The organism is Staphylococcus sp. KUGN1 (assembly GCF_045984185.1).
Classification (GTDB): domain Bacteria; phylum Bacillota; class Bacilli; order Staphylococcales; family Staphylococcaceae; genus Staphylococcus; species Staphylococcus warneri_A.
Genome location: NZ_JBJQIL010000001.1, coordinates 694,983 through 717,149, shown reverse-complemented (window position 1 = coordinate 717,149; position 22,167 = coordinate 694,983). Strand labels below are relative to the sequence as shown.

The following is a 22,167-nucleotide window of genomic DNA, read 5'->3' as shown; positions in this document are numbered from 1 at the left end:
TATGCACCTCAATTTATATAATATATCGTTCTATATGATTACTTATATTCAACTCTCATTTTCTACTTTATCAAGTGCTGTTGCAAGTGCATTAGCAAAATCATATAAAAAATCATCCCAATTATTTTTATCTTCTCTACTTTTACGACCAATTTTTCCATCTTTAAAAAATTGCTTTCTTAAAGATTTCGTCAATTCAAGTTGAACGCCACCCTTAATACGAGTTTGATTCACAATATTCTCTTTTTGCTTACCAGACATTGTAGAAGGTGCATGCTCCACATTCACACCAATTTTATCAAGTTCTGATGTGATAAGTTCAATTAACGCTTCATCTTTCCCACCGATGTAAGCGACTGATTCATGTCCAGTACATCCATGTATTGAAATAGCTCTTTTACTTTTTTGAGTCAATTGACATGCTGTATCATTATCATAGTGAATTGAAGTCACATGTAATTCATTATTACCTTTGCTTCTATCCCCTTTAAACGTAAAAAAGTTATAATCATTAGTTTGTGCAGTGACTAATGCTAATTCACTAGTTGCAGGTTCAATACCACCGCCATGAATAGCTAGAATAGTAACATCATGATGATTATCTATGGATTCGATATGCCAATCTTTATCTTCATTAGTATATTTTTGTAATTCATTCATCGTACTATATTTATCCATCCCTATACCTCCTCAGTTAATCCTTGTTATTCTATTCCACCATCTTTATATTTTTAATTCTAATTTACAAAATCATTATAATACTTACAATTTTATAATTTTTTTATTCACCTTTTCAAATTAAAAAATTGGAGTGTTTCAATAATAAAAATATTTTTATAAAATCAAGGATATGTAGTTAAATAAATATTTCTTATGATTTGAATATTTAAGTCACATATAAAATTAACCTGAGCCATCTTTATTGTGCCTCAGGTTAATTCATTAAAGTTATACAAATTGTTTTGTTAAATCATTAAATGTTTCTTCAGAAATGTGAATATCTTTTTTAGCTAATGCTTCGCCTTCCATTTCTTCAATTTGTGATTCATATGAAGGTGTTTCTGTATCTTGGTAAACAATACCTTTAACTAGTGATTCATGTTCCAACACAGTTTGAATGGCTAGTTGTTTATTAGTTGGATCATAATTTTCAATATCGTCAATACTAATTAAGTTTTCTTTAAACCAGTCATAAGTATTAATTTTATTATAAGTCACACATGGTGAAAACACATTTACAAATGAAAAGCCATCATGGTTGATAGCGTCTTCAATTAATTTCGTTAGTGCTTTGATATCACTTGAAAAACCTTGTGCTACAAATGTTGCGCCTGATGATAATGCCAATTCTAGAGGTGCTACATTTTTCTCGATATTACCTTTTGGTGTTGATTTAGTCACAAAGCCTACAGCAGATGAAGGTGATGTTTGCCCTTTTGTCAATCCGTAAATTTGATTATCCATGACAATATATGTCATATTCATATTTCTACGTAAAGCGTGAATTGTATGACCCATACCAATAGCATATCCATCACCATCTCCACCAGAAGCGATAACAGTTAAATCTTTATTAGCCATTTTTACGCCTTGTGCAAGTGGTAATGCACGACCATGTATCGCATGAACCCCATATGCATTTATATAACCAGATAATCTACCTGAACAACCAATTCCTGTAATGAGTGCAACTTCCTCAGGTTCTAGTCCTACATTTGCTGCTGCTTTTTGTATAGCCGCTTGAACAGAGAAATCGCCACACCCAGGACACCAGTTTGGCTTAACATTATTTCTAAAATCTTTAAATGTAGCCAATTAGACCAACTCCTTTAATTCTTTGGCAACTTCTAAACCTTTATCTTCAATTTCATGTGGTAAGAATGGTGTGCCATCATATTTCGTTTGATTCACCAATTTATCTTGAATATTAACATTCATTTTAATTATACTTGCTAATTGTCCTTGATAGTTATGTTCTGCAATAACTACTTTTTGAGCTTTATCAATTGCATTTTGAATCGTTTCTGTAGGGAAAGGATGCAATTGTCTAATTTGTAATGTATTAACAGCAACATTTTGATTGTTTAAACGTTCTGCCCCTTCTTGAATTGCCCCTTTACTAGAAATGAATCCAATATATAAAATATCTGCTTGTTCATGATTTTCAGTAAGTTCTACAGGTTTTTCTATTAGAAGATTTTTCGTTTTTCTCATACGTTTATCCATGTGTTGTTGACGATTTGTAGCAGCTTCACTTGTCTTACCTTCTTCGTTATGTTCAACACCAGTTATATGATGAATACCACCTTTTGTACCTGGAATAGGTCTAGGTGAAATACCACTACCTGTTAATGCATATCTGCGGAAGTATGATTTATCATCTTCTTCTCGTTCTATATCAGATTGGATTAGTTCACCACGTTTAATTTGAATTTTATTATAATCTAGGTTTTTAACGGTTTGTTTACCTAATGATAATTGTAAATCACTTAAGATAATTACAGGACATTGGTATTCTTCTGCTAAGTTAAATGCTTCCATCGTTAAATAAAATGCATCTTCTGCATCAGTAGGTGCAACAACAATTTTAGGAATATCGCCATGTGTGCCATAAATCATTTGCATTAAGTCAGCTTGTTCTTGCTTTGTTGGTAAACCAGTTGATGGACCACCACGTTGTGTATTAATCACAACAAATGGCGTTTCAGTCATACCTGATAAGCCTATCGATTCCATCATTAATGACAATCCTGGACCTGCACTAGCTGTAAAACCTCTAACCCCTGCATAATTTGCACCAATAGACATCGTTGCAGCTGCGATTTCATCTTCAGTTTGAACTACTGTTCCGCCTACTTTAGGTAAATTAGCAATCATATACTCCATAATTTCTGACGCAGGTGTAATTGGATATGCAGCCATAAATCTAGAGCCTGCTGAAATAGCACCTAATCCGATAGCATCATTCCCAATCATATAAAGATGTGGTGCTTCATTACTTTCTTGTAATTCAAAGTCACCATTGATATCGGCTAATTGTTCTTTCATTAGTTGATAGCCTTGATTTAATGCTTGAATATTCATTTCAACAACTTTGTCACCTTTTTTAGTGAACATATTAGTAATTAAATCTTCAAATGTAGATGTATCTAAATGCATTAATGCTGATGTAGCACCGATTGCCACCATATTTTTCATTAATGCAGTGCCTAATTCTTTTGCAGTACTTGTAAACGGTAAGTCTATAAGTTGTGCCTGACAATTTTCAGGTTTAACTGGTTTCGCCTTTGAATCAGCAATAATGATGCTATCTTCGCGCATTTCATGATGATTAACTTCAATAGTCTCTTGGTCAAATGCAATTAAAATATCTAAATCATCACTTATTGCATGTACTGGAGATGTAGACACTCGAATTTTATTGTTTGTGTGCCCACCTTTGATACGGCTTGAAAAGTGCCTATAACCATATAGGAAATAACCTTTTCTATTCATTGCAGTCGCAAAGATTTCACCAGTTGATTCAATACCTTCACCTTGTTGTCCGCCCACTTTCCATGATATTTGTGATTTCATATCATAAGCCTCCTGTGGTTTTAATTCATATTAAATGATAACAAAAAGAACCACTGTATTACTATGTAAACAGTGGCGTGTTTTTAAATTCATACTAATGGACGATAACTAATTGTAACTGTTATGTCACATGTCATTGCACTATAATTTCATAGGATTATCGTCATTAATCAGTATTCTTTCAATGTTAGTCGTTTTACCATTCTTATCTATATCAATGATAACACCAGATAACACGCTTCGACCATTGTCAGGAACTACATGACGTTGAGGTAAACTTGTAATAAATCGTTCTATCACTTCATCTCTATTAATACCTAATATGCCATCGTAAAATCCTGTCATACCAACATCAGTAATATATCCAGTTCCACTAGGTAAGATACGATTATCTGAAGTTTGGATATGAGTATGTGTACCAACTACCGCACTAACTCGACCATCTAAATACCACCCCATAGCATTTTTTTCTGATGTCGTTTCAGCATGAAAGTCTAAAAAAATATAAGGTGTCACATTTTGTGCTTCTTTAACAAGTTCATCAGCCTTTTTAAATGGATCATCTATATCTTGCATAAAAGCTCTACCTTGTAGATTAATAATCGCTAACTTAATATCATTAATTTGAATAATGCGCATACCCACGCCAGGTGCTTCGCTCGGGAAGTTAGCTGGTCTGACCATTCTTTTAGCTTCATCGATAAATTCATAAATTTCACGTTGACCATATGTATGATTACCCATTGTCATAAAATCAACGCCTTCACGAAGTAATTGCTTATATATTTTTTCTGTCAGTCCTTTACCGTGTGCTGCATTTTCTGCATTTACAATGGAAACGGTAGGACGATATTCTTGTTTTAACTTAGGTAAATATGTTGAAATCGCATTTCTTCCAATCTTACCAACGATATCTCCTATAAATAATATTCTCATGGCATGTTCATCCTCTCATACAAATAAGTTTAATAGATAGATAACTTTATTTAAAGTACTCTTTGAAAATTATTTATTTGAGTAATAACTGTCTTTGCTTTTTTATCAACATATATTATGTTAGTATATGTTTATCAAAAGTTTAGGAGTTGTAAATAATAAATGTCTATTAATATCGATCCTGAAAAATTTGCAGAATTAGTAGTAAGTGCTAACCCATCTAAATCAGAAGATGTGGAAGATATCGCAAAAGATAGCTTAAAATTATATATCAATGCATATCGCTTAGCTGAAAGATACGCTAACATCGCTACTAACTGTTATGACACAGCTGAAATTATCCAAGAATTGAAAAAAACAGATTTACAATTAAAATAAACAATTTTAATACTAACATAATATGAAAAAGTGATTATTGATTTGATGAAAATCAATAATCACTTTTTTTAACATAAAAACCCCCAATCACCTTTGCGATGATCAGGGGTAAGAAATTATTTAGCATATTCTACTGCTCTAGTCTCTCGAACAACTGTCACTTTGATATGACCTGGATATTGTAATTCATCCTCAATTTGAGTTTTAATATCTCTAGCCAATCGATATGATTTTAAATCATCTATTTCTTCAGGAGATACTACCACACGGATTTCTCTTCCTGCTTGAATTGCGAATGCTTTTTCAACACCATCATAACTTTCAGAAAGTGTTTCTAAACGCTCTAAACGACGAATATAATTTTCTAATGTTTCTTTACGAGCGCCAGGACGAGCTGCTGATAATGCATCAGCTGCTGCAACTAAAATTGAGATAATAGATGTTGGTTCAACATCACCATGATGAGAATGAATAGCATTAATGATTGTTTCATTTTCACCATATTTTTTCGCTAATTCAACACCTATTTCTACGTGACTACCTTCGACTTCATGATCTATTGCTTTACCAACATCATGAAGTAAGCCAGCACGTTTCGCTAAAGTAACATCTTCACCTAGTTCGGCTGCTAACATTCCTGATAAATGTGCTACCTCAATTGAATGTTTAAGCACATTTTGTCCATAACTTGTACGGTAATTTAAACGGCCAAGTATTTTAACTAAGTCAGGATGCATGTTATGAACATTGATTTCGAATGTTGCTTGTTCACCAGCATCTCTAATGATATCGTCTACTTCTTTTCTAGCTTTTTCGACCATATCTTCAATGCGTCCAGGATGGATTCTTCCATCTGAAACTAGATTAACTAAAGCTGTTCTAGCGATTTCTCTTCTGATAGGATCAAAACCAGATAAAATGACAGCTTCTGGAGTATCATCGATAATTAAATCGATTCCCGTAAGTGTTTCAAGTGTTCGAATATTTCTTCCTTCACGTCCGATTATTCGACCTTTCATTTCATCATTTGGCAAGTTTACAACTGATACGGTTGACTCAGTTGTATGATCTGCTGCTAATCTTTGTACTGTAGTAGCTAACAATTCTTTTGCGGTTTTATCTACTTTTTCTTTAGCTTCTCTTTCTTTTTCCTTAACAAGTATTGCAATATCTTGTGACAGTTCTTCTTCAACTCGTTGAAGTTGCTCATTTACAGCTTCTTCTTGAGTGAGACCGGAGATGCGTTCTAATTCTTGTTCATGCTTCATTATTAATGTTTGAACACTACTCTCTTTTGCATCTACTTGTTGTTGTCTTTCTTCAATTTTTGATTCTTTTTGCTCTAAAATCTCATCTTTTTTATCCAATAGATCAGATTTTCGCTCTAAGTTCTCTTCTTTTTGAAGAAGTCGGGTTTCTTGTTTTTGTAATTCACCACGTCTTTCACGTAGTTCATTTTCAGTTTGTTCTCTTAAAGTTTGGTTTTCTTCTTTTGCTTCAAGCAATTTTTCTTTCTTAGTGTTGTCTGCTTCTTTGTGTGCTTGATTAACAATGTCATCGGCAGTTTGTCTAGCCTGAACTTGTTTTTGATGCAATAAATTTCGGGCAACAACATACCCTACAACAACGCCTAGAATTATACCCAGCAAAATGAGTAGGAGGCCTAATAAATTCACATAAACACCTCCTTTATCTAGGGTTTGCTCTGTATATCAAAATCAATATGATTATATGAAATTATATAAGAATCATACATACTAATTGTACGGTTTTACACTTATAAGTGTCAAGATATCAATTTGAACTTATCAGTATCATAAATGTATTAAATACTTATATTACAAGATTTAATTTTTAACTTTTAGTTTTCTATATAAATAAAAAAAGAGGTGAAGACATAAAGTTTTTATACTCTGGATAACCGATAAACAGCATCCCCATAGCAGGATTTATCTGCAGTATTCGTTAGTTTTCTAATTGAAAACTAATGATTACTGCTTGTTGAACAAGAAACTCACACGATTCAACAAAATTTTAATAGCAATTTTGTTCATCAATCAGTTCTGCTCATATCCTAAATACTTTTGTCTTGACCTCTTTCAATACATTAAATTATTTTACTCTTCATCAAATAATGACTTCGGAGCGTCTTCTTCTTTTTCTTCTACGTCACCATCAAAAATACCGAGCTTTTCACGTAGTTTTTGATCAATTTCATCTTTAATTTGAGGATTTTCTTTAAGGTAAGTTTTAACGTTTTCTTTACCTTGTCCCATTCTTTCCCCATTATAAGAATACCAAGCACCAGATTTATCAACGATTTCATTTTCAACACCAAGATCAATCAGTTCGCCTTCTTTAGAGATACCTTGACCATACATAATATCAACTTCGGCAACTCTAAATGGTGGTGCAACTTTGTTTTTAACTACTTTAATCTTAGTTCTATTACCAACAATCTCTTGTCCTTGCTTCAATTGTTCGGCACGACGAACTTCTAATCGAACAGAACTATAGAATTTCAATGCTCTTCCACCTGGTGTTGTTTCTGGATTACCGAACATTACACCTACTTTTTCACGAATTTGGTTAATGAAGATAGCAGTCGTATTTGATTTAGAAATAGCACCAGAGAGTTTACGTAATGCTTGAGACATTAATCTCGCTTGTAAACCAACATGTGTATCTCCCATTTCACCTTCAATTTCAGCTTTAGGTGTTAATGCAGCTACTGAATCGACTACTACGATATCCACTGCACCACTACGAACAAAAGCTTCAGCAATCTCTAAACCTTGTTCCCCATGGTCAGGTTGTGATAAGTATAAGTTATCAATATCTACGCCTAATGCTTGAGCATAAACAGGATCTAAAGCATGCTCAGCATCAATAAATGCAGCAACGCCACCATTTTTTTGTGTTTCTGCAATGGCATGTAATGCAACTGTAGTTTTACCAGAACTTTCTGGTCCATATATTTCAATAATTCTTCCTTTAGGATAGCCACCTACACCTAATGCGTTATCTAATGTAACTGAACCACTTGATGTACTTGAAACTCTGCGACCTTTATTATCGCCTAATTTCATTACTGCACCTTTACCAAATGATTTTTCCATATTTTTTATTACTGTATCGAGAGCTTTTTGACGTTCGTTATCCAAAGCGAGACCTCCTAAATTGAGAATGTTTTCTGTTTAATATCTTAATTCATACTATACAAGCTTTTAAATAAAATTACAAGCATTTTGCGAATATTTGTTCGCGTTATTCCAAGATTTAATTATACAAAAACGAACAAACGTGCTATTAATTTAAACGGTAATTGATTTATTTCGATTGTTCTAACCATTTTAATAATCTAATTAGTGCATAATTTTGACTTCTGCTTCTAAGTAAATTTCTGTTCTGAGACATTTTAAATGACTCAATTTCCAATTCTTCTCCGACAAGTTTTCCTAAATAAACTTCATTTTCATCGTGCAATAATGCCATACCCATTTCTACATTAAATAAATCTCGGACGTATTTAGCACTCTCATATAATTGTTCATTTATATTTAATTCGCTATCAACAAATTGCGAAGAATGTGGTAATGCACCTTTTAATAGTTGTCTATCATCTACATTTTTCAATCGTGTATATAATGCACCATTAGTGACGCCGTCATATATTGCAAATGAAGTGTCCATACATTCCATCACTGATTCTTCTATACTGATATCATCAGATCCAAAGTAGTAATTACCAATTCGACTCAAAATTTCGTTTTTCATCGGTTGGATTAGTTTCTGACATTCTTCTTCAGTTTCAGCGTTTGCAGTTAATCTGATATATACTTCATGTGTTCCTGCAAGTGGCGCAATAGTAGGATTAGTTTGTTGGTCGATTAAATCCATTAAGATAGTTTCAACTTTGGACTCACCTATTCCCGCAAATTTAAGTTGTTCTGAGAAGATGACGTTATCATCATCTAAAATATAGGGTAACAACTCATTTTTCGCCATTGGTTGCATTTCTTTAGGCGGTCCTGGTAATAATACTACCTGTTTATCTTCAATTTCCACTAACATACCAGGAGCCATACCATTCTTATTTGGTAGTACAGTAGCTCCCTCAATAACAAGCGCTTGTTGTTTATTGTTTGGCGTCATAACTTGTCCCTGGTCTGCAAAATAACTATCTATATATTGTAAAGATGGTTGATCTATAACTAATTCTTTATTTAATACTTTGGCAACTGTATGCTTTGTAAGATCGTCTTTAGTTGGACCTAATCCACCTGTTAGTACAATCATGTCAAATCGCTTTAGTCCTTGTCGTATGATGTACTCTAAGCGTTCAGGATTATCTCCAATAACAGTATGTTCGACAACGTTTTTACCTACTCCGTTTAGTAATTTGGATAAATACTGACCGTTTGTATTAGCTATTTGACCTAATAGTAACTCTGACCCTACTGCAATTATTGAAATATTCATAACATATTTCTCCCCTTTTAATACTTGAATGTAAGTAATATCACTATTATAAACGTTTAAAAAATTAAAATCTAAGAATGAGAATTACTCAGTTATTAGACACTTCAAATCATTCTTCAAGTCCAAAATAAAAAACGAGTTGAAATAAAATGTCATTTCAACTCGCTAAAATATTAATGTTTAAATACATCTCTGCCTTTATAAAAGTATTCAATACCAGATAAAATAGTAAAGAAAACACCGATATATAATAATACCTGTCCAATCGGGAATCCAATCCAAGTTGCTAAAGGATCACCTAATAAAATCCAAATAATGGCAACCATAGTAACTGCTGTTTTGATTTTACCTAATTGACCGGCTGCACTTACAAAACCTTGTTCAATTTGTAATAATCTAAGTCCAGTTACTGCAAATTCTCTAGCAATAATGATAATAGCAACAATAGAATTGGTTAAATCAAGTTGTACCATCACAATTAATGCACTAGCAACCAATAACTTATCAGCTAATGGATCTAAAAATTTCCCCATGTTTGTAACTAATTGCCATTTACGAGCCAAATAGCCATCTGCGAAATCACTTAATGATGCAATGATAAAGATCAAACCACTTATTAAAAGCTCTATTTTAATATCATATCCACCTAGGAATGATACTTTTCCAAAACCAAAATTGACTAATGCAAATAAGATAAATACTGGTATAAGTACAACTCTAAATACCGTTATCTGATTTGGTATATTCATTTAAAATCCTCATTTCTAATACTTTTTTATCTAAAATAATAGTACTGCAATAATCCACAACATAAGTGTAACCAAGATAACTAATCCAATAATGACTACTACTTGTAAAGATTCTTTCGACTTTCTTCTATAAGGAGGTGCTTCTTTATTAGCGAATGAATGAATCGCATCATCTAATTGAATACGATTGTCCGGTATTTCATCTTGATGAACTTCAATTAAATGATTAGGCTCGATATTCACAACACTGGCATATTTTCTAATAAAACCTTCAGTATAATTACTGTTAGGTAATTGATTAAATTCATTATTTTCAATTTGTTCTAAAGTATGACGTTTAAGTTGTGTACGTTGCTCTAATTCATTAAGAGTCATACCTAATCTTTCACGTCTACTCTTTAAAACTTCACCTATTGTATTCAAAACGATGCCTCCTTAAATACTATTCAAAGAACCCGAATCCTCCACCAAACGGGTCACCAAAGTCTAAATTATTTTTACTTTTAGTTTGAACCGTTTGTCTTTTCATCTCTTCATATTGAATTTCTTGATTTTTATTTTCGCGTAATTCTATGATGTAATCAAAATCATCTATACTATAATCACATGCCTCTACAAATAAATCAGGATGTTCTACTACTTTGACTGAAGGAAGTGTCATGATTTCTCTTACTAAATCTTGATGTTTCATATTAGATTCACGTGCTGTAACAGCACCATCAATAATATACACATGATTCGAATCATATTCACCTTTAATTAACGAACTTCTAACTGTTTGTTTAATTAAGGTTGAACTAATAAATAACCAACGTTTGTGTGCACAGACGCTACCAGCAACAATTGATTCAGTCTTTCCGACTCTAGGCATACCACGAATTCCTATTAATTTATGACCTTCTTCTTTAAATAATTCTGCTAAGAAATCCACTAATAATCCTAGGTCTTCACGTTCAAAACGAAATGTTTTTTTATCATCTGCATCTTGCTCTATGTAACGACCATGTCGGACAGCTAATCTATCTCGTAATTCTGGTATACGTAATTTAGTAATATCAATTTCATTAATTTCTTTAACTATTTGTTCAAATCGTTCTACTTTTTCTAGTTTATCGGTTTTAATTAATAAGCCACGCTTACCTTGGTCAACACCATTAATCGTTACAATACTAATTCCTAACATACCTAATAAACTTGAAACATCACCTAACAAACCGGCACGGTTCATAGTAATCTCATATTCGAGATACCATTCTTTTCTTCTCTCTGCCACTGACACCAATACCCACCCCTTGTTTAAACACGACTCAAAGTTCAATTTCACTGATTAAATATAATAATAATCACATTATAACATCGAATTGAATATCATGTACTAGAGAAATCATGTTTTTATAGTTGATACTATTAGTTGAAGCGATTATAAATACCATCCGCCATTCACTTTTTGAATAGTCCCTGTAACACCTTTAGCCATCGGATTATATAAATATGCACAAGTGTGTGCTACTTCGCAAGGTTCTATCATGCGATGTTGCGGGAGTTCATCTAGAATCTCCTCCAACTCTTCTTCTGACCACTTTTTACTCATGTTACCTGAGACAAATCCTGGTGTAATAGCATTTACTGTCACTGTTGTTTGAGCCAGTTCCTGACTTAAAGCTTTTACAAAGCCAATTTGAGCACTTTTCATAGCAGAATAAATCGTTTCCATACTTGCACCCGTTTCACCCCAAATGGATGAAATGACTATTATTCTACCATTTTCACTTTGTCTTAAAGTATCAACAAAATAACGACTCAGTCTTATGAGTTGTCTTACATGGATATGGTAAGACTTATCAACTTGTTCATCTGACATATCTTGAAGCATGCCATACAATGCTGTTCCTGTTGCATAAATCATACAATCGAGACGTGTAATATGACCAAATACATTTTCTAAGTTGATATCCTCAAATAAATCACATTGTATTAAATTAACAGGTCTATTTTGATATCGGTTAATCAACTGCGTTTTATCAGCTGAATAAAATTGTAAATCTACTTCATAACCATCTTCTAATAATCGATCAACAATTGCAGATCCAATTGACCCTGAACCACCCAATACTAATGCTCTCATTAGTTTTTAAGCTCCAAACGACTATCCACCATCTCATCTAAATCTAAGCATAACTGAGACGTTTCATTAACACTTTCAAGCGTAATATTTTCAACAATGTTTAACATATCAAATACACTAACACCTTCGAAATATAACTTTGCGTATTGATTAGCAATGTATTCAGGAGAATTAAGACTTGAAATAAATTCTCCTATAAATTGTTTTTTCAATAAATCAAATGCTTCAACGTCAGTAAGATTACCTTTGTTATCCTTTAATTGTTTGATAAGCAACTGTTTTAATTGATCTGGATGATTGGTTGCACTAGTAATAATTGAAAAGCTATAAGTTGGCTCTAAAACAAATTGATAACCAAATGTTTCATCAATTAAATCATCATTCAATAATTCTTGATAAAACTCTGTTTCTTCTCCAAAAATAAGTTCATAGAAAAATGTCATTTCTAAATCACGTTGAACATATTTTTCTGGTGATTCATCTAAAGGTTGATTTTTAAATCCTAGCATTAACTTAGGAGATTGTAGTTTCATTTCTTCAGATACAACATGTTGATTCACTGATTTTGGTTCATCAATCAATGCACGTTCAATTTTAGGTTGATTCGTTTTATCTCTAAGGTTTTCATGTTCTTCTACAATATCAACAATATACTGCGGTTCTACATCGCCTACTACGAAGAGTACCATATTAGATGGGTGATAAAATGTTTCATAGCAAAGATATAAATCATCTTTAGTAATATCATAAATACTTTCAACACTACCTGCGATATCAACTCTAATAGGATGTTTTTCATACATAGCTCTTAATGTATTAAACATGAGTTTATATCCAGGTTGTTCTTGATACATTTTGATTTCTTCAGCGATTATACCTTTTTCTTTGTCTACAGTTTCTTTTGTAAAATAAGGTGTTTCAACCATAGTCAATAACCGTTTGATATTATTCTCAAGATGATCTGTCGCACTAAATAAATAACTTGTGCGGTCAAAGCTAGTAAAAGCATTGGCTTGTGCATTTTCCTCAGCAAATGCAGTGAATAAATCTTCTTCTTCTTTTTCAAATAATTTATGCTCTAAGAAGTGTGCCACACCATCCGGTACAGTTACAAAATCTTCTTTACCTAGCGGTTTAAAACGACTATCTAGAGAGCCAAATTGAGTAGTATAGGTAACAAACGTTTTTTGAAATCCTGGTTTAGGTATGACAAATAAACGTAATCCATTTTGTAGTTCATGTTCATAAACTGTCTCATCTATGACATCATAATAATGTTGTTTCACTACTCATTCCCTCCTTTAGTAAGTACATAAATTGTATCTAATACTGCTTCATTTACTAATTTTATAATATCTTCTTTAGTCACTTTATCTATTTCATTTAAGAAAGCTTCATCACTTTGAGGCTCATCTAATAAAATTTGATTGTGTGATATTTCTATAATACTTTTTGGTCTATCTGCAGATTCATGTCTCTGGGATGTAATGATTTTTTTAGCTAATGCAAGTTTATTATCGTCAAATTCACCTTTTTTAAATTTATCAAATTCTTCTAAAATAGTTTGCTTCGCAATTTCGTATTTATCTGCTGATACACCACTCAACACAAATAAGTAACCATTTTTACCATCGATCTGAGAGTGTATAGAGTATGCTAAACTTTGACGTTCACGTACTTCATTAAATAACACTGATGATGGATCTCCTCCGAACATGATATTAAACACAATAAAAGCGTAATAATTACTTTTACCATAATGAGTTGGGAATCGATAACCTAAATTAAGTTTAGCTTGGTCAACATCATCTGTTGCAACAATTGTCTTTGGCAATTGTTCAATTTTATTGTCTAATTTTTGTGCTTTATTATCAGAAACTTCAAAAGTAAACGGTTTAATTTCGAATTTAGATTGGATTTGATTGTAGACTTGTTGTTTATCAACATTACCAACAACATAAATAGCACAGTAGTCGTTTTCAATCATAGATTGATATGTATCATACAGTGATGCAGGTGTTACCTGTGGTACTTGTTCAATTTGACCAGTTGCTAAATATTGATATGCTTCATTTTCAAACATGTTTTCTAATAATTTTAAAAATGAATATTGTGCTTTGTTATCAATCATCGCCTCAATCTTTTTACCTAACAATGATTTTTCTTGTTTCACAAATTTGTCGTCAAATTGTTTATTATGTATTAATGGATTCCAAATTAATTCATTTAATAAATCTAATCCATGCTCAAATAATGGGGTTTGATCTTTTAAATATCGTTCATTAACTATTTCTAAAGAAATAGTAATTACATGTTTATCTTTAAATTTCGAAACAAAACTATTTACATATGCGCCGTAAAGTTCAGATAAACGACGGTTTAAGGCTTTGTCGTCCTGCCATTTTTGAGATGCGCGTACAAGTACTTTGCTTAATACTGAACGTGCAGTTATTGTTTCGTATTCAAGTGGTGCCATAAATTTAAACGTAATCATTGTTGTTTTAAATTTCTCGGTTGGCAAGACATGTATATGGCTTTTTTGATTTTCTTGCTTTTCGTTATGCAACTGCAATACCTCCATTGACATTTTTCATTATTTTTCTCTCGTAATTCTAAACTTAACTAAACTACTCTTCATATAATTTAAAGAGTATAAAATTGGATTATTTTGTTCATCAAAATGAGTTACCTTAAGTAACATCAATCCTTCATGTGGTGAGGCATTTAACATTTCAGAAATATGTGGTTCATAATTAACCGCTTCTAAGTCAGTTTCAGCATAAGTTACTGTATGTCCTGTTGCATGTTTAATTGCATTTAACATTGATCCATTACTTTCTTGATATCCCGTACATGTTAAATAGTCCTTTGCAATCTTGTCTAAACAATAAACTACAGGTTGATGGTTAGCAGTTTTTAATCTTTCTATAATAGTTACTGGTTGTTTCTCGTTAATACCCAAACGCTTAGCATCTAATAATGTTGCAGGTTGTTCATCAAAGTTTAAATATTCTGTACCAGATTGATAACCAGCACTTTTTATCATCTCTGTAATACTAATTAATTCATTTAATGGATAAAAGAAAGGGGGCAGTGATTTGACACTGGTACCCTCTTCAAAATTATCTACAACTACTTGTTCAGTAATTAATTCCCCTATACCTTCATAAACATCATCTGTTTTAATATTGAGTTCTCGTGCAATAGCTAAATTGCTTGGTAATTTACTACCAAACTCTAATTCTCCAGACTTAATTTTGTTTAAGATATATTGTTTCACTCTATAAATAGCATTCATTTCCGCCATAATTACACCTCATCTTTATCAATATCAACTAAAATTTGTCTTGGTTTACTACCTTTTTGTGGACCAATCACTTTGTTTCTTTCAAGATCATCCATCAGGCGTGATGCTCGGTTATACCCAATTCTAAACTGTCTCTGTAATAAAGATGTACTTGCTTTTTGTTTTTCAATTACAAATAAATAGGCTTCATCATATAAGGCATCTTCACTTTTCATTTCTGACTTATCTACTGGCGCATCAGGTTCCATTTCTTTAACATAATTTGCTTGTTGTTGCTCAACAACATAGTTAACTACATCTTGAACTTCTTGGTCACTTAAGAATGCACCTTGTATTCTAGTTTTAGTTGAATCTCCATTTCCAACGTACAACATATCACCTTTACCTAATAATTTTTCAGCTCCACCAGATCCAATGATTGTTCTTGAGTCTGTTTGAGAACTTACAGCAAAGGCAATTCTTGATGGAATATTATTTTTAATAATACCTGTGATAACATCCACTGATGGTCTTTGTGTTGCAACGATTAAATGTATACCTGCTGCACGGGCCATTTGTGTAATACGTTGAATTGCATTTTCCACTTCTTTACCTGCTACCATCATCAAGTCCGCTAATTCATCGACAATGACAACGATATAAGGTAACTCAGCTTGTTTTTCATCTAATTCTCTATTTTGTTTTCTTATAAACTGATTGTAACCTTCAATGTTTCTAGTTGATGAATGTTGGAATAAATCATAACGTCTCTCCATTTCAGCTACTATTTTTTCCAATGCTTGAGCTGCTTTATGTGGATTAGTTACAACTGGTATTAATAAATGTGGAATACCATTGTATACATTTAATTCTACCATTTTTGGATCAATCAGCATAAGTTTTACTTCATGCGGTTTCGCGTTTAATAACAAGCTTGTAATGATTCCATTGATACAAACTGATTTACCACTACCGGTAGAACCTGCTACCAACAAGTGTGGCATTTCATTCAATTGAATCGTTATAGGATCGCCTGAGATGTCTCTACCCAAACCTACTTCTAATTTATCATTAGATGGGAATTTTTCCTCTAAAACTTCTTTGAGTGCTACAAGAGAAATTTTATCATTTGGAACTTCTATCCCAACAGCTGAACGGCCTGGGATTGGCGCTTCTATTCGTACATCTTTAGCTGCTAACGCTAAAGCAATATCATTATGCAAGTTTACTATTTTATTGACTTTCACACCTTGCGCTGGCTGCACTTCATATTGTGTAACTGCTGGACCTATTTTAATTTGTGTCACTTTAGCATCTACACCAAAGTTTTTCATCGTAGATTCTAGAACTTGACCTTTTCTTTTCACTTCTGCTTTTGATGTCGATTGTTTTTGTGTTGGTTGGTTTAATAATGATAATGGTGGCACAACATAAGCCGCATTCATTTCTTCTCCAGCTTCTGAAATTGAATTTTCATTATCTTCATCACTAGACTGTTGATGATTTTCTGGCTCATCTACTGTTGATGGTTGTGAAGTGTTTGGAGTGCCATTTACCATTGATGACATTTGTTCTGAATCATTACTAAATGAACGCTTTTTTCGTCTAGAAGGCGTAGGTTCTTGCTCAGAATCACTGTGTCCATAAATAGGAATATCGCTATCTTGAGGTACTTCAGGTAAATCTGAGACATCTTTAACTTCGTCTTTATCATTAGTACGATGTCGTTTATCTTTTCTTTCAGCCTTATCTTTAGCTCTTTGTTCTTTATTCGATTTATTAGCTTCACGTTTTTCTTTTAAAGTTTGAGTGGCTGAAATGCTCGATGATCTAACACTTTCAAATACTTTTTTAGTTACATCTCTATGTCGTAAATTAAATAATAAAATAATACTTGAAGCAACAAGTAAAACAGTAATGATAAATACGCCAATAATAGAAATGAGTGGAATAAATAACTCTAATAGATAATATCCAATTAAGCCGCCACCAAAATTAGGAAAATGACTATGTTTGTATGATTGATAAACGTATGATAAAACTGGTTCTCTTTCAGATATGACACCTTTACTAAAGTGATAATATAATTGAGAAATAAATAATAACGCTACTTGTAACGTAATCGTTCCAACCGTACGTCTTGTTTTAGGAATTTTTTTAGAGTATGTGATAAATCCAGTTGCTAATAATATTAATATATATGTTAAATAACGACTCATTCCGACAAAATAATTAAAGAAACTATCAATCATTCGTCCAACGATGCCTAATTGAAAAGCACCTAAAATGACTAAAATAACCACAATGATAGCAATGATGTATCTTAATGGACTCTCTGTTTGCTTTTTCTTTGTGGTTGATTTTTTCCTAGTTGTATTCGATTTTCTCTTTGTCGGCGATTTTTTCTTTGCTTGTGGCAAATTCGTACACCTTCTTTTTTTAATCTTTCGTATGTATCGTATTGATTTAAAGTTTTATTAAATAAGATGAAAGAGGTAAGGACGTCACACACATAATAGAACATCTGTATGATATAACGAATCTACCTTGATGCAGATTCGCATTTCAACATTTGCCTATTGAAGTCTGTAGTGATTTACATACTTGAACTACAAACAACGTGAGTTTGTCCCAACCTCTTTAGTTTATTTTATAATGATTATATTTCAGAAATAACTGGAATAATCATTGGACGACGTTTTGTGCTTTCGAAAAGTAATTTACTAATTTTATCTCTCATATTTTGTTTGATTTCTGACCATTCAATTCGTTTTTCTTGTAAGCCAGCTTCAACAATTTCACGTACTTTTTCTTCAGCTTCTTTTAATAAGTCTTCGCTTTCTCTTACATATACAAAGCCTCTCGACTGAATTTCAGGTCCAGCAGCAATTCTACGATTTTTAGGATCGAGCGTTACGATAGCAATAAAAATACCATCTTCAGCTAATAAATGACGGTCTCTTAATACAATATTACCGACATCTCCTACGCCAATACCGTCAATTAATACATTACCAGAATGAACTTTTTCATTTAATACCATATTCTTGCCATCATAATTAATGACGTCCCCTTTTTCAACAAGGAAAATCTTTTCAGGCGCAACACCTGCTTCGGCTGCTAACTTAGCATGAGCAATTTGCATTTTGAATTCACCTTGAACTGGTACAAAGTATTCTGGTTTCATGATGTTAATCATCATTTTTAACTCTTCCATGCAACCATGGCTTGATGCATGTATTTTTTTGTTATTTGGAATAATGTGTGCACCAGCACGTACTAATTCATTTAATGTATCAGCAATAATCACTTCCATATTTGCAGATGCAGTAATTGCTAAGAAAACTGAATCACCTTTTTCGATGTTCATAATTTTATGTTTTTGTTGAGCCATTTGACTTAACGCTTCTACAGGTTCACCTTGCATTCCTGTTGCAATGATGATGACTTCATTTTTCGGATAATTTTCAACTTCACTAATTGGAATAAGTAAATCTTTAGGAATATCGAAATATCCCATTTTGCGTGCGATATTAAATGAACTTTCTAATGAACGACCTAAAAATGACACTTTTCGATTTAATTGGCTAGCAATATTCAACACTTGTTGAATTCTGATAAAATTCGATGCATAACATGAAACAATCAAACGACCTTTGACTTTTGCAAATGCATCATACATATGATGTTCGATGACATTTTCAGGTGTATTATATCCCGGTTTTTCTGCTTCTGTAGAGTCACTAATTAATGCAAATACGCCTTCTTCACCAATTTCAGCCATACGTTTGAAATCTGGAGAATATTGTCCACTTAAACTTTGATCAAATTTAAATTCACCAGTATAAACAATTGATCCATAAGAAGTGTGGATACAAATGCCTAAACTATCAGGAATACTGTGTGTAGTATTAAAGAAACTAATATTCACATTTTTAAAACGCATCACAGATTCATGATTAACTGAATAATAACGCACTTTTTTATTAATATTTCGAGATTTCATATTCTCTTTAACAAGTGCAATTGTTAATTTTGAACCATAAACAGGTGCATCAACTTGTTCTAAAATATAACTTACAGCACCCATTGCATGTTCATGTCCATGTGTAAGGAATATTCCTTTTAACTTTTCTTTATTTTCAATGACATATTGAATGTCTGGTATTACAATATCTACACCTAACATTTCATCTTCTGGAAACATTAAGCCTGCATCAAGCATAAACATTTCATCGTCTACTTCAACGATATACATATTTTTCGCAATTTCTCCAACACCACCAAGTGGTATGATGCGAATGTCTTTGTTTTTTTTCTTTATTAAACTCAAAATGTTACCTCCTATAATTAATCCCCGTCCATATATAAACTCACCATTTATTATAAGTTAAAATTGGCTTGATGTACACTATTAATGCAAGTCATGACTCTATATTATAGTAGGATATTTGAATTCTTTAAATGACTAAAAAAGATTGGAAACCTTTGTTTGGTTTCCAATCTTGTAAGGTATTATTATTTTTCATTAATAGCTTTGTGAGATGCATTAACGCGGCCTTGTTTATCAATTTCAGTTACTTTAACTTCGATTGAATCACCTAATTTTAATACATCTTCAACTTTATTAATACGCTCAGTAGAAATTTGTGAGATGTGTAATAACGCATCTTTTCCAGGGAACAATTCTACAAAGGCACCATATTTTTCAATGCGTTTTACTTTAGCATTGTATACTTGACCAACTTCAGCTTCACGAGTGATTTCTTCAATGATTTCACGTGCACGATTAATCATTTCTTGATCTACAGCACCAATGAATATTTGTCCATCTTGTTCGATATCTAATTTTACACCTGTTTCATCAATAATTTCATTGATTTTTTTACCACCAGGTCCAATTACGTCTCTAATTTTTTCAGGTTTAATATTCATAGTAACCACTTTTGGTGCATACGCACTTAATTCATTTCTAGGTTGATCAATTGTTTGTAACATATGATCCATAATCGCTAAACGACCTTGACGGGCTTGTTCTAAAGCTTCTTCAATTACTTCACGTGTAAGACCATCAATTTTAATATCCATTTGAATTGCTGTAATACCATCTTTAGTACCAGCGACTTTAAAGTCCATATCGCCAAGTGCATCTTCCATACCTTGGATATCAGTTAAAATAGTGTAACTATCTTCACGTGTAACTAATCCCATTGCGATTCCGGCAACTGGTGCTTTGATTGGTACGCCGGCATCCATTAATGCTAATGTTGAACCACAAATAGAAGCTTGTGATGATGAACCATTTGATTCTAATACTTCACTTACGATTCGTACAGTATATGGGAAAGCCGATGTATCTGGAATAATATATTTAAGCGCTCTTTCACCTAGTGCACCGTGACCAATTTCACGACGACCTGGCGCTCTTACAGGACCAGTTTCACCAACAGAGAAGTTAGGGAAATTATAGTGATGCATGAAGCGCTTTTCTTCTTCAGGTCCAAGACCATCAATTAGTTGATAATCTCCAAGGGCACCTAATGTTAAAACGGATAAGGCTTGTGTTTGACCACGAGTGAATAATCCTGAACCGTGTGCTCTTGGAAGAAGTCCTACTTCTGATTCTAACGGACGGATTTCATCTGGTTTACGACCATCTGGACGGATTTTTTCGTCTGCAATCAGACGTCTCACTTCTTCTTTAACTAAATCGTTTAAAATGGCATATACTTCTTTAATTAACGCCTCATTATCAGGATCTTCTTCATCAATAAATTCAGCAACAATATCTTCTTTTAATGCGTCTAAATTAATATCACGTTGTTGTTTGTCAAAAGTTAGTACTGTGTCTTTTAAACCTTTAGCTTCTGTTAATGATTTAACCTTTTCAACAAGTGCCTCGTCTCTTTCAACTGGAATAAACGCCTGTTTTTCCGGTTGAATATAATCTATGATTTCTTGTTGGAAAGCAACTAGTCGTTTAATTTCGTCATGACCAAAGAAGATTGCCTCAAGCATTTCACTTTCTGTGATTTCACTTGCTCCAGCTTCAACCATGTTAACTGCATCTTTATGGCCTGCTACCTCTAAATCTAAACGTGAAACTTCTTTTTCAGCAACGGTTGGATTAATCACATACTTGCCATCTACATATCCTACATTGACACCTGCGATAGGTCCTAAGAATGGTATGTCAGACACACTTAATGCCATTGAAGAACCAATCATAGCAGCCATTTCAGGCGAACAATCAGGGTCAGCACTGAGTACAATATTCATAATTTGAACATCGTGCTTATAGCCTTTAGGGAACAACGGTCGTATTGGTCTATCTATTAATCGTGCAGTTAATGTTGCGTCATCTCCTGGACGTCCTTCTCTTTTTTTAAATCCTCCAGGAATCTTACCTGCAGCGTACATTTTTTCTTCATAATTAACTGTTAATGGGAAAAAGTCACCATCACGTGGTTCCTTAGAAGCTGTAGCAGTTGATAAGACAACTGTATCACCATAACGAACTAAAACAGCACCATTAGCTTGTTTGGCTAATTGTCCTGTCTCAATCGTTAATGATCTGCCAGCCCACTCAGTTTTAAACACTTTCTTCTCTTGAGACATTATGAATCTCCTCTCTA

General features: G+C 32.9%; 18 protein-coding genes. 1 reads left to right on the top strand and 17 read right to left on the bottom strand.

Features of this window, described 5'->3' with window-relative positions:
• Window positions 1–48 precede the first annotated feature (48 nt).
• The 4 genes from ACJQQZ_RS03610 to ACJQQZ_RS03595 form a co-directional block, all read right to left on the bottom strand.
• Window positions 49–678 carry a poly-gamma-glutamate hydrolase family protein gene (locus tag ACJQQZ_RS03610; protein ID WP_049425167.1) on the bottom strand — a complete coding sequence of 210 codons (630 nt, stop codon included), beginning with the start codon at window positions 676–678 and terminating at the stop codon, window positions 49–51.
• A 270-nt stretch (window positions 679–948) separates the two neighbouring features.
• On the bottom strand, window positions 949–1,815 hold the full coding sequence (locus ACJQQZ_RS03605; RefSeq protein WP_002451251.1) for a 2-oxoacid:ferredoxin oxidoreductase subunit beta: 867 nt from the start codon (window positions 1,813–1,815) through the stop codon (window positions 949–951).
• Complete coding sequence (locus tag ACJQQZ_RS03600) at window positions 1,816–3,576, bottom strand: 2-oxoacid:acceptor oxidoreductase subunit alpha (RefSeq protein ID WP_408023069.1); 1,761 nt, start codon at window positions 3,574–3,576, stop codon at window positions 1,816–1,818. It abuts the gene before it with no gap.
• A 141-nt stretch (window positions 3,577–3,717) separates the two neighbouring features.
• A complete protein-coding gene (locus ACJQQZ_RS03595; protein ID WP_049425163.1) occupies window positions 3,718–4,512 on the bottom strand; it encodes a TIGR00282 family metallophosphoesterase in 795 nt (264 codons plus the stop codon).
• Window positions 4,513–4,674: 162 nt separating this feature from the next.
• Here ACJQQZ_RS03595 and ACJQQZ_RS03590 point away from each other — a divergent pair, with 162 nt between their 5' ends.
• Window positions 4,675–4,890, top strand: a complete 216-nt coding sequence (locus tag ACJQQZ_RS03590) for a hypothetical protein (protein ID WP_002451248.1) — start codon at window positions 4,675–4,677, stop codon at window positions 4,888–4,890.
• Between the two features lie 116 nt (window positions 4,891–5,006).
• Here ACJQQZ_RS03590 and rny read toward each other — a convergent pair whose 3' ends face one another.
• The 13 genes from rny to pnp form a co-directional block, all read right to left on the bottom strand.
• A complete protein-coding gene (gene rny, locus ACJQQZ_RS03585) occupies window positions 5,007–6,566 on the bottom strand; it encodes a ribonuclease Y (RefSeq protein WP_124228344.1) in 1,560 nt (519 codons plus the stop codon).
• A gap of 441 nt (window positions 6,567–7,007) precedes the next feature.
• The gene (recA, locus tag ACJQQZ_RS03580; RefSeq protein WP_002451246.1) at window positions 7,008–8,054 is read right to left on the bottom strand and encodes a recombinase RecA; all 1,047 of its coding nucleotides are present in this window, start codon (window positions 8,052–8,054) and stop codon (window positions 7,008–7,010) included.
• 166 nt (window positions 8,055–8,220) lie between these two features.
• A complete protein-coding gene (locus tag ACJQQZ_RS03575) occupies window positions 8,221–9,372 on the bottom strand; it encodes a CinA family nicotinamide mononucleotide deamidase-related protein (RefSeq protein ID WP_049425162.1) in 1,152 nt (383 codons plus the stop codon).
• Window positions 9,373–9,545: 173 nt separating this feature from the next.
• Window positions 9,546–10,121: a CDP-diacylglycerol--glycerol-3-phosphate 3-phosphatidyltransferase gene (pgsA, locus tag ACJQQZ_RS03570; RefSeq protein ID WP_002450528.1), complete on the bottom strand. Its 576-nt coding sequence runs from the start codon at window positions 10,119–10,121 to the stop codon at window positions 9,546–9,548.
• A gap of 30 nt (window positions 10,122–10,151) precedes the next feature.
• Entirely contained in the window at window positions 10,152–10,544 is a 393-nt protein-coding gene (locus ACJQQZ_RS03565; RefSeq protein WP_002450529.1) for a helix-turn-helix domain-containing protein, read from the bottom strand.
• 19 nt (window positions 10,545–10,563) lie between these two features.
• Window positions 10,564–11,400 carry a YmfK family protein gene (locus ACJQQZ_RS03560; protein WP_124228345.1) on the bottom strand — a complete coding sequence of 279 codons (837 nt, stop codon included), beginning with the start codon at window positions 11,398–11,400 and terminating at the stop codon, window positions 10,564–10,566.
• Between the two features lie 141 nt (window positions 11,401–11,541).
• Window positions 11,542–12,246, bottom strand: a complete 705-nt coding sequence (gene ymfI, locus ACJQQZ_RS03555) for an elongation factor P 5-aminopentanone reductase (RefSeq protein WP_049425161.1) — start codon at window positions 12,244–12,246, stop codon at window positions 11,542–11,544.
• Window positions 12,246–13,532, bottom strand: coding sequence for an EF-P 5-aminopentanol modification-associated protein YfmH (gene yfmH, locus ACJQQZ_RS03550; RefSeq protein ID WP_049425159.1), 1,287 nt, complete (start codon window positions 13,530–13,532; stop codon window positions 12,246–12,248). Before yfmH ends, ymfI begins: the two co-directional genes overlap by 1 nt.
• Complete coding sequence (yfmF, locus tag ACJQQZ_RS03545; protein ID WP_049425171.1) at window positions 13,532–14,827, bottom strand: EF-P 5-aminopentanol modification-associated protein YfmF; 1,296 nt, start codon at window positions 14,825–14,827, stop codon at window positions 13,532–13,534. The genes yfmH and yfmF overlap by 1 nt, the downstream gene beginning before the upstream one ends.
• 12 nt (window positions 14,828–14,839) lie before the next feature.
• Entirely contained in the window at window positions 14,840–15,553 is a 714-nt protein-coding gene (locus ACJQQZ_RS03540; protein WP_002450534.1) for a GntR family transcriptional regulator, read from the bottom strand.
• 2 nt (window positions 15,554–15,555) lie between these two features.
• A complete protein-coding gene (locus tag ACJQQZ_RS03535; RefSeq protein ID WP_408023068.1) occupies window positions 15,556–17,952 on the bottom strand; it encodes a DNA translocase FtsK in 2,397 nt (798 codons plus the stop codon).
• 239 nt (window positions 17,953–18,191) lie between these two features.
• Complete coding sequence (rnjB, locus tag ACJQQZ_RS03530) at window positions 18,192–19,865, bottom strand: ribonuclease J2 (RefSeq protein WP_124224749.1); 1,674 nt, start codon at window positions 19,863–19,865, stop codon at window positions 18,192–18,194.
• Window positions 19,866–20,050: 185 nt separating this feature from the next.
• Complete coding sequence (pnp, locus tag ACJQQZ_RS03525) at window positions 20,051–22,150, bottom strand: polyribonucleotide nucleotidyltransferase (protein WP_124224750.1); 2,100 nt, start codon at window positions 22,148–22,150, stop codon at window positions 20,051–20,053.
• Window positions 22,151–22,167 lie beyond the last annotated feature (17 nt).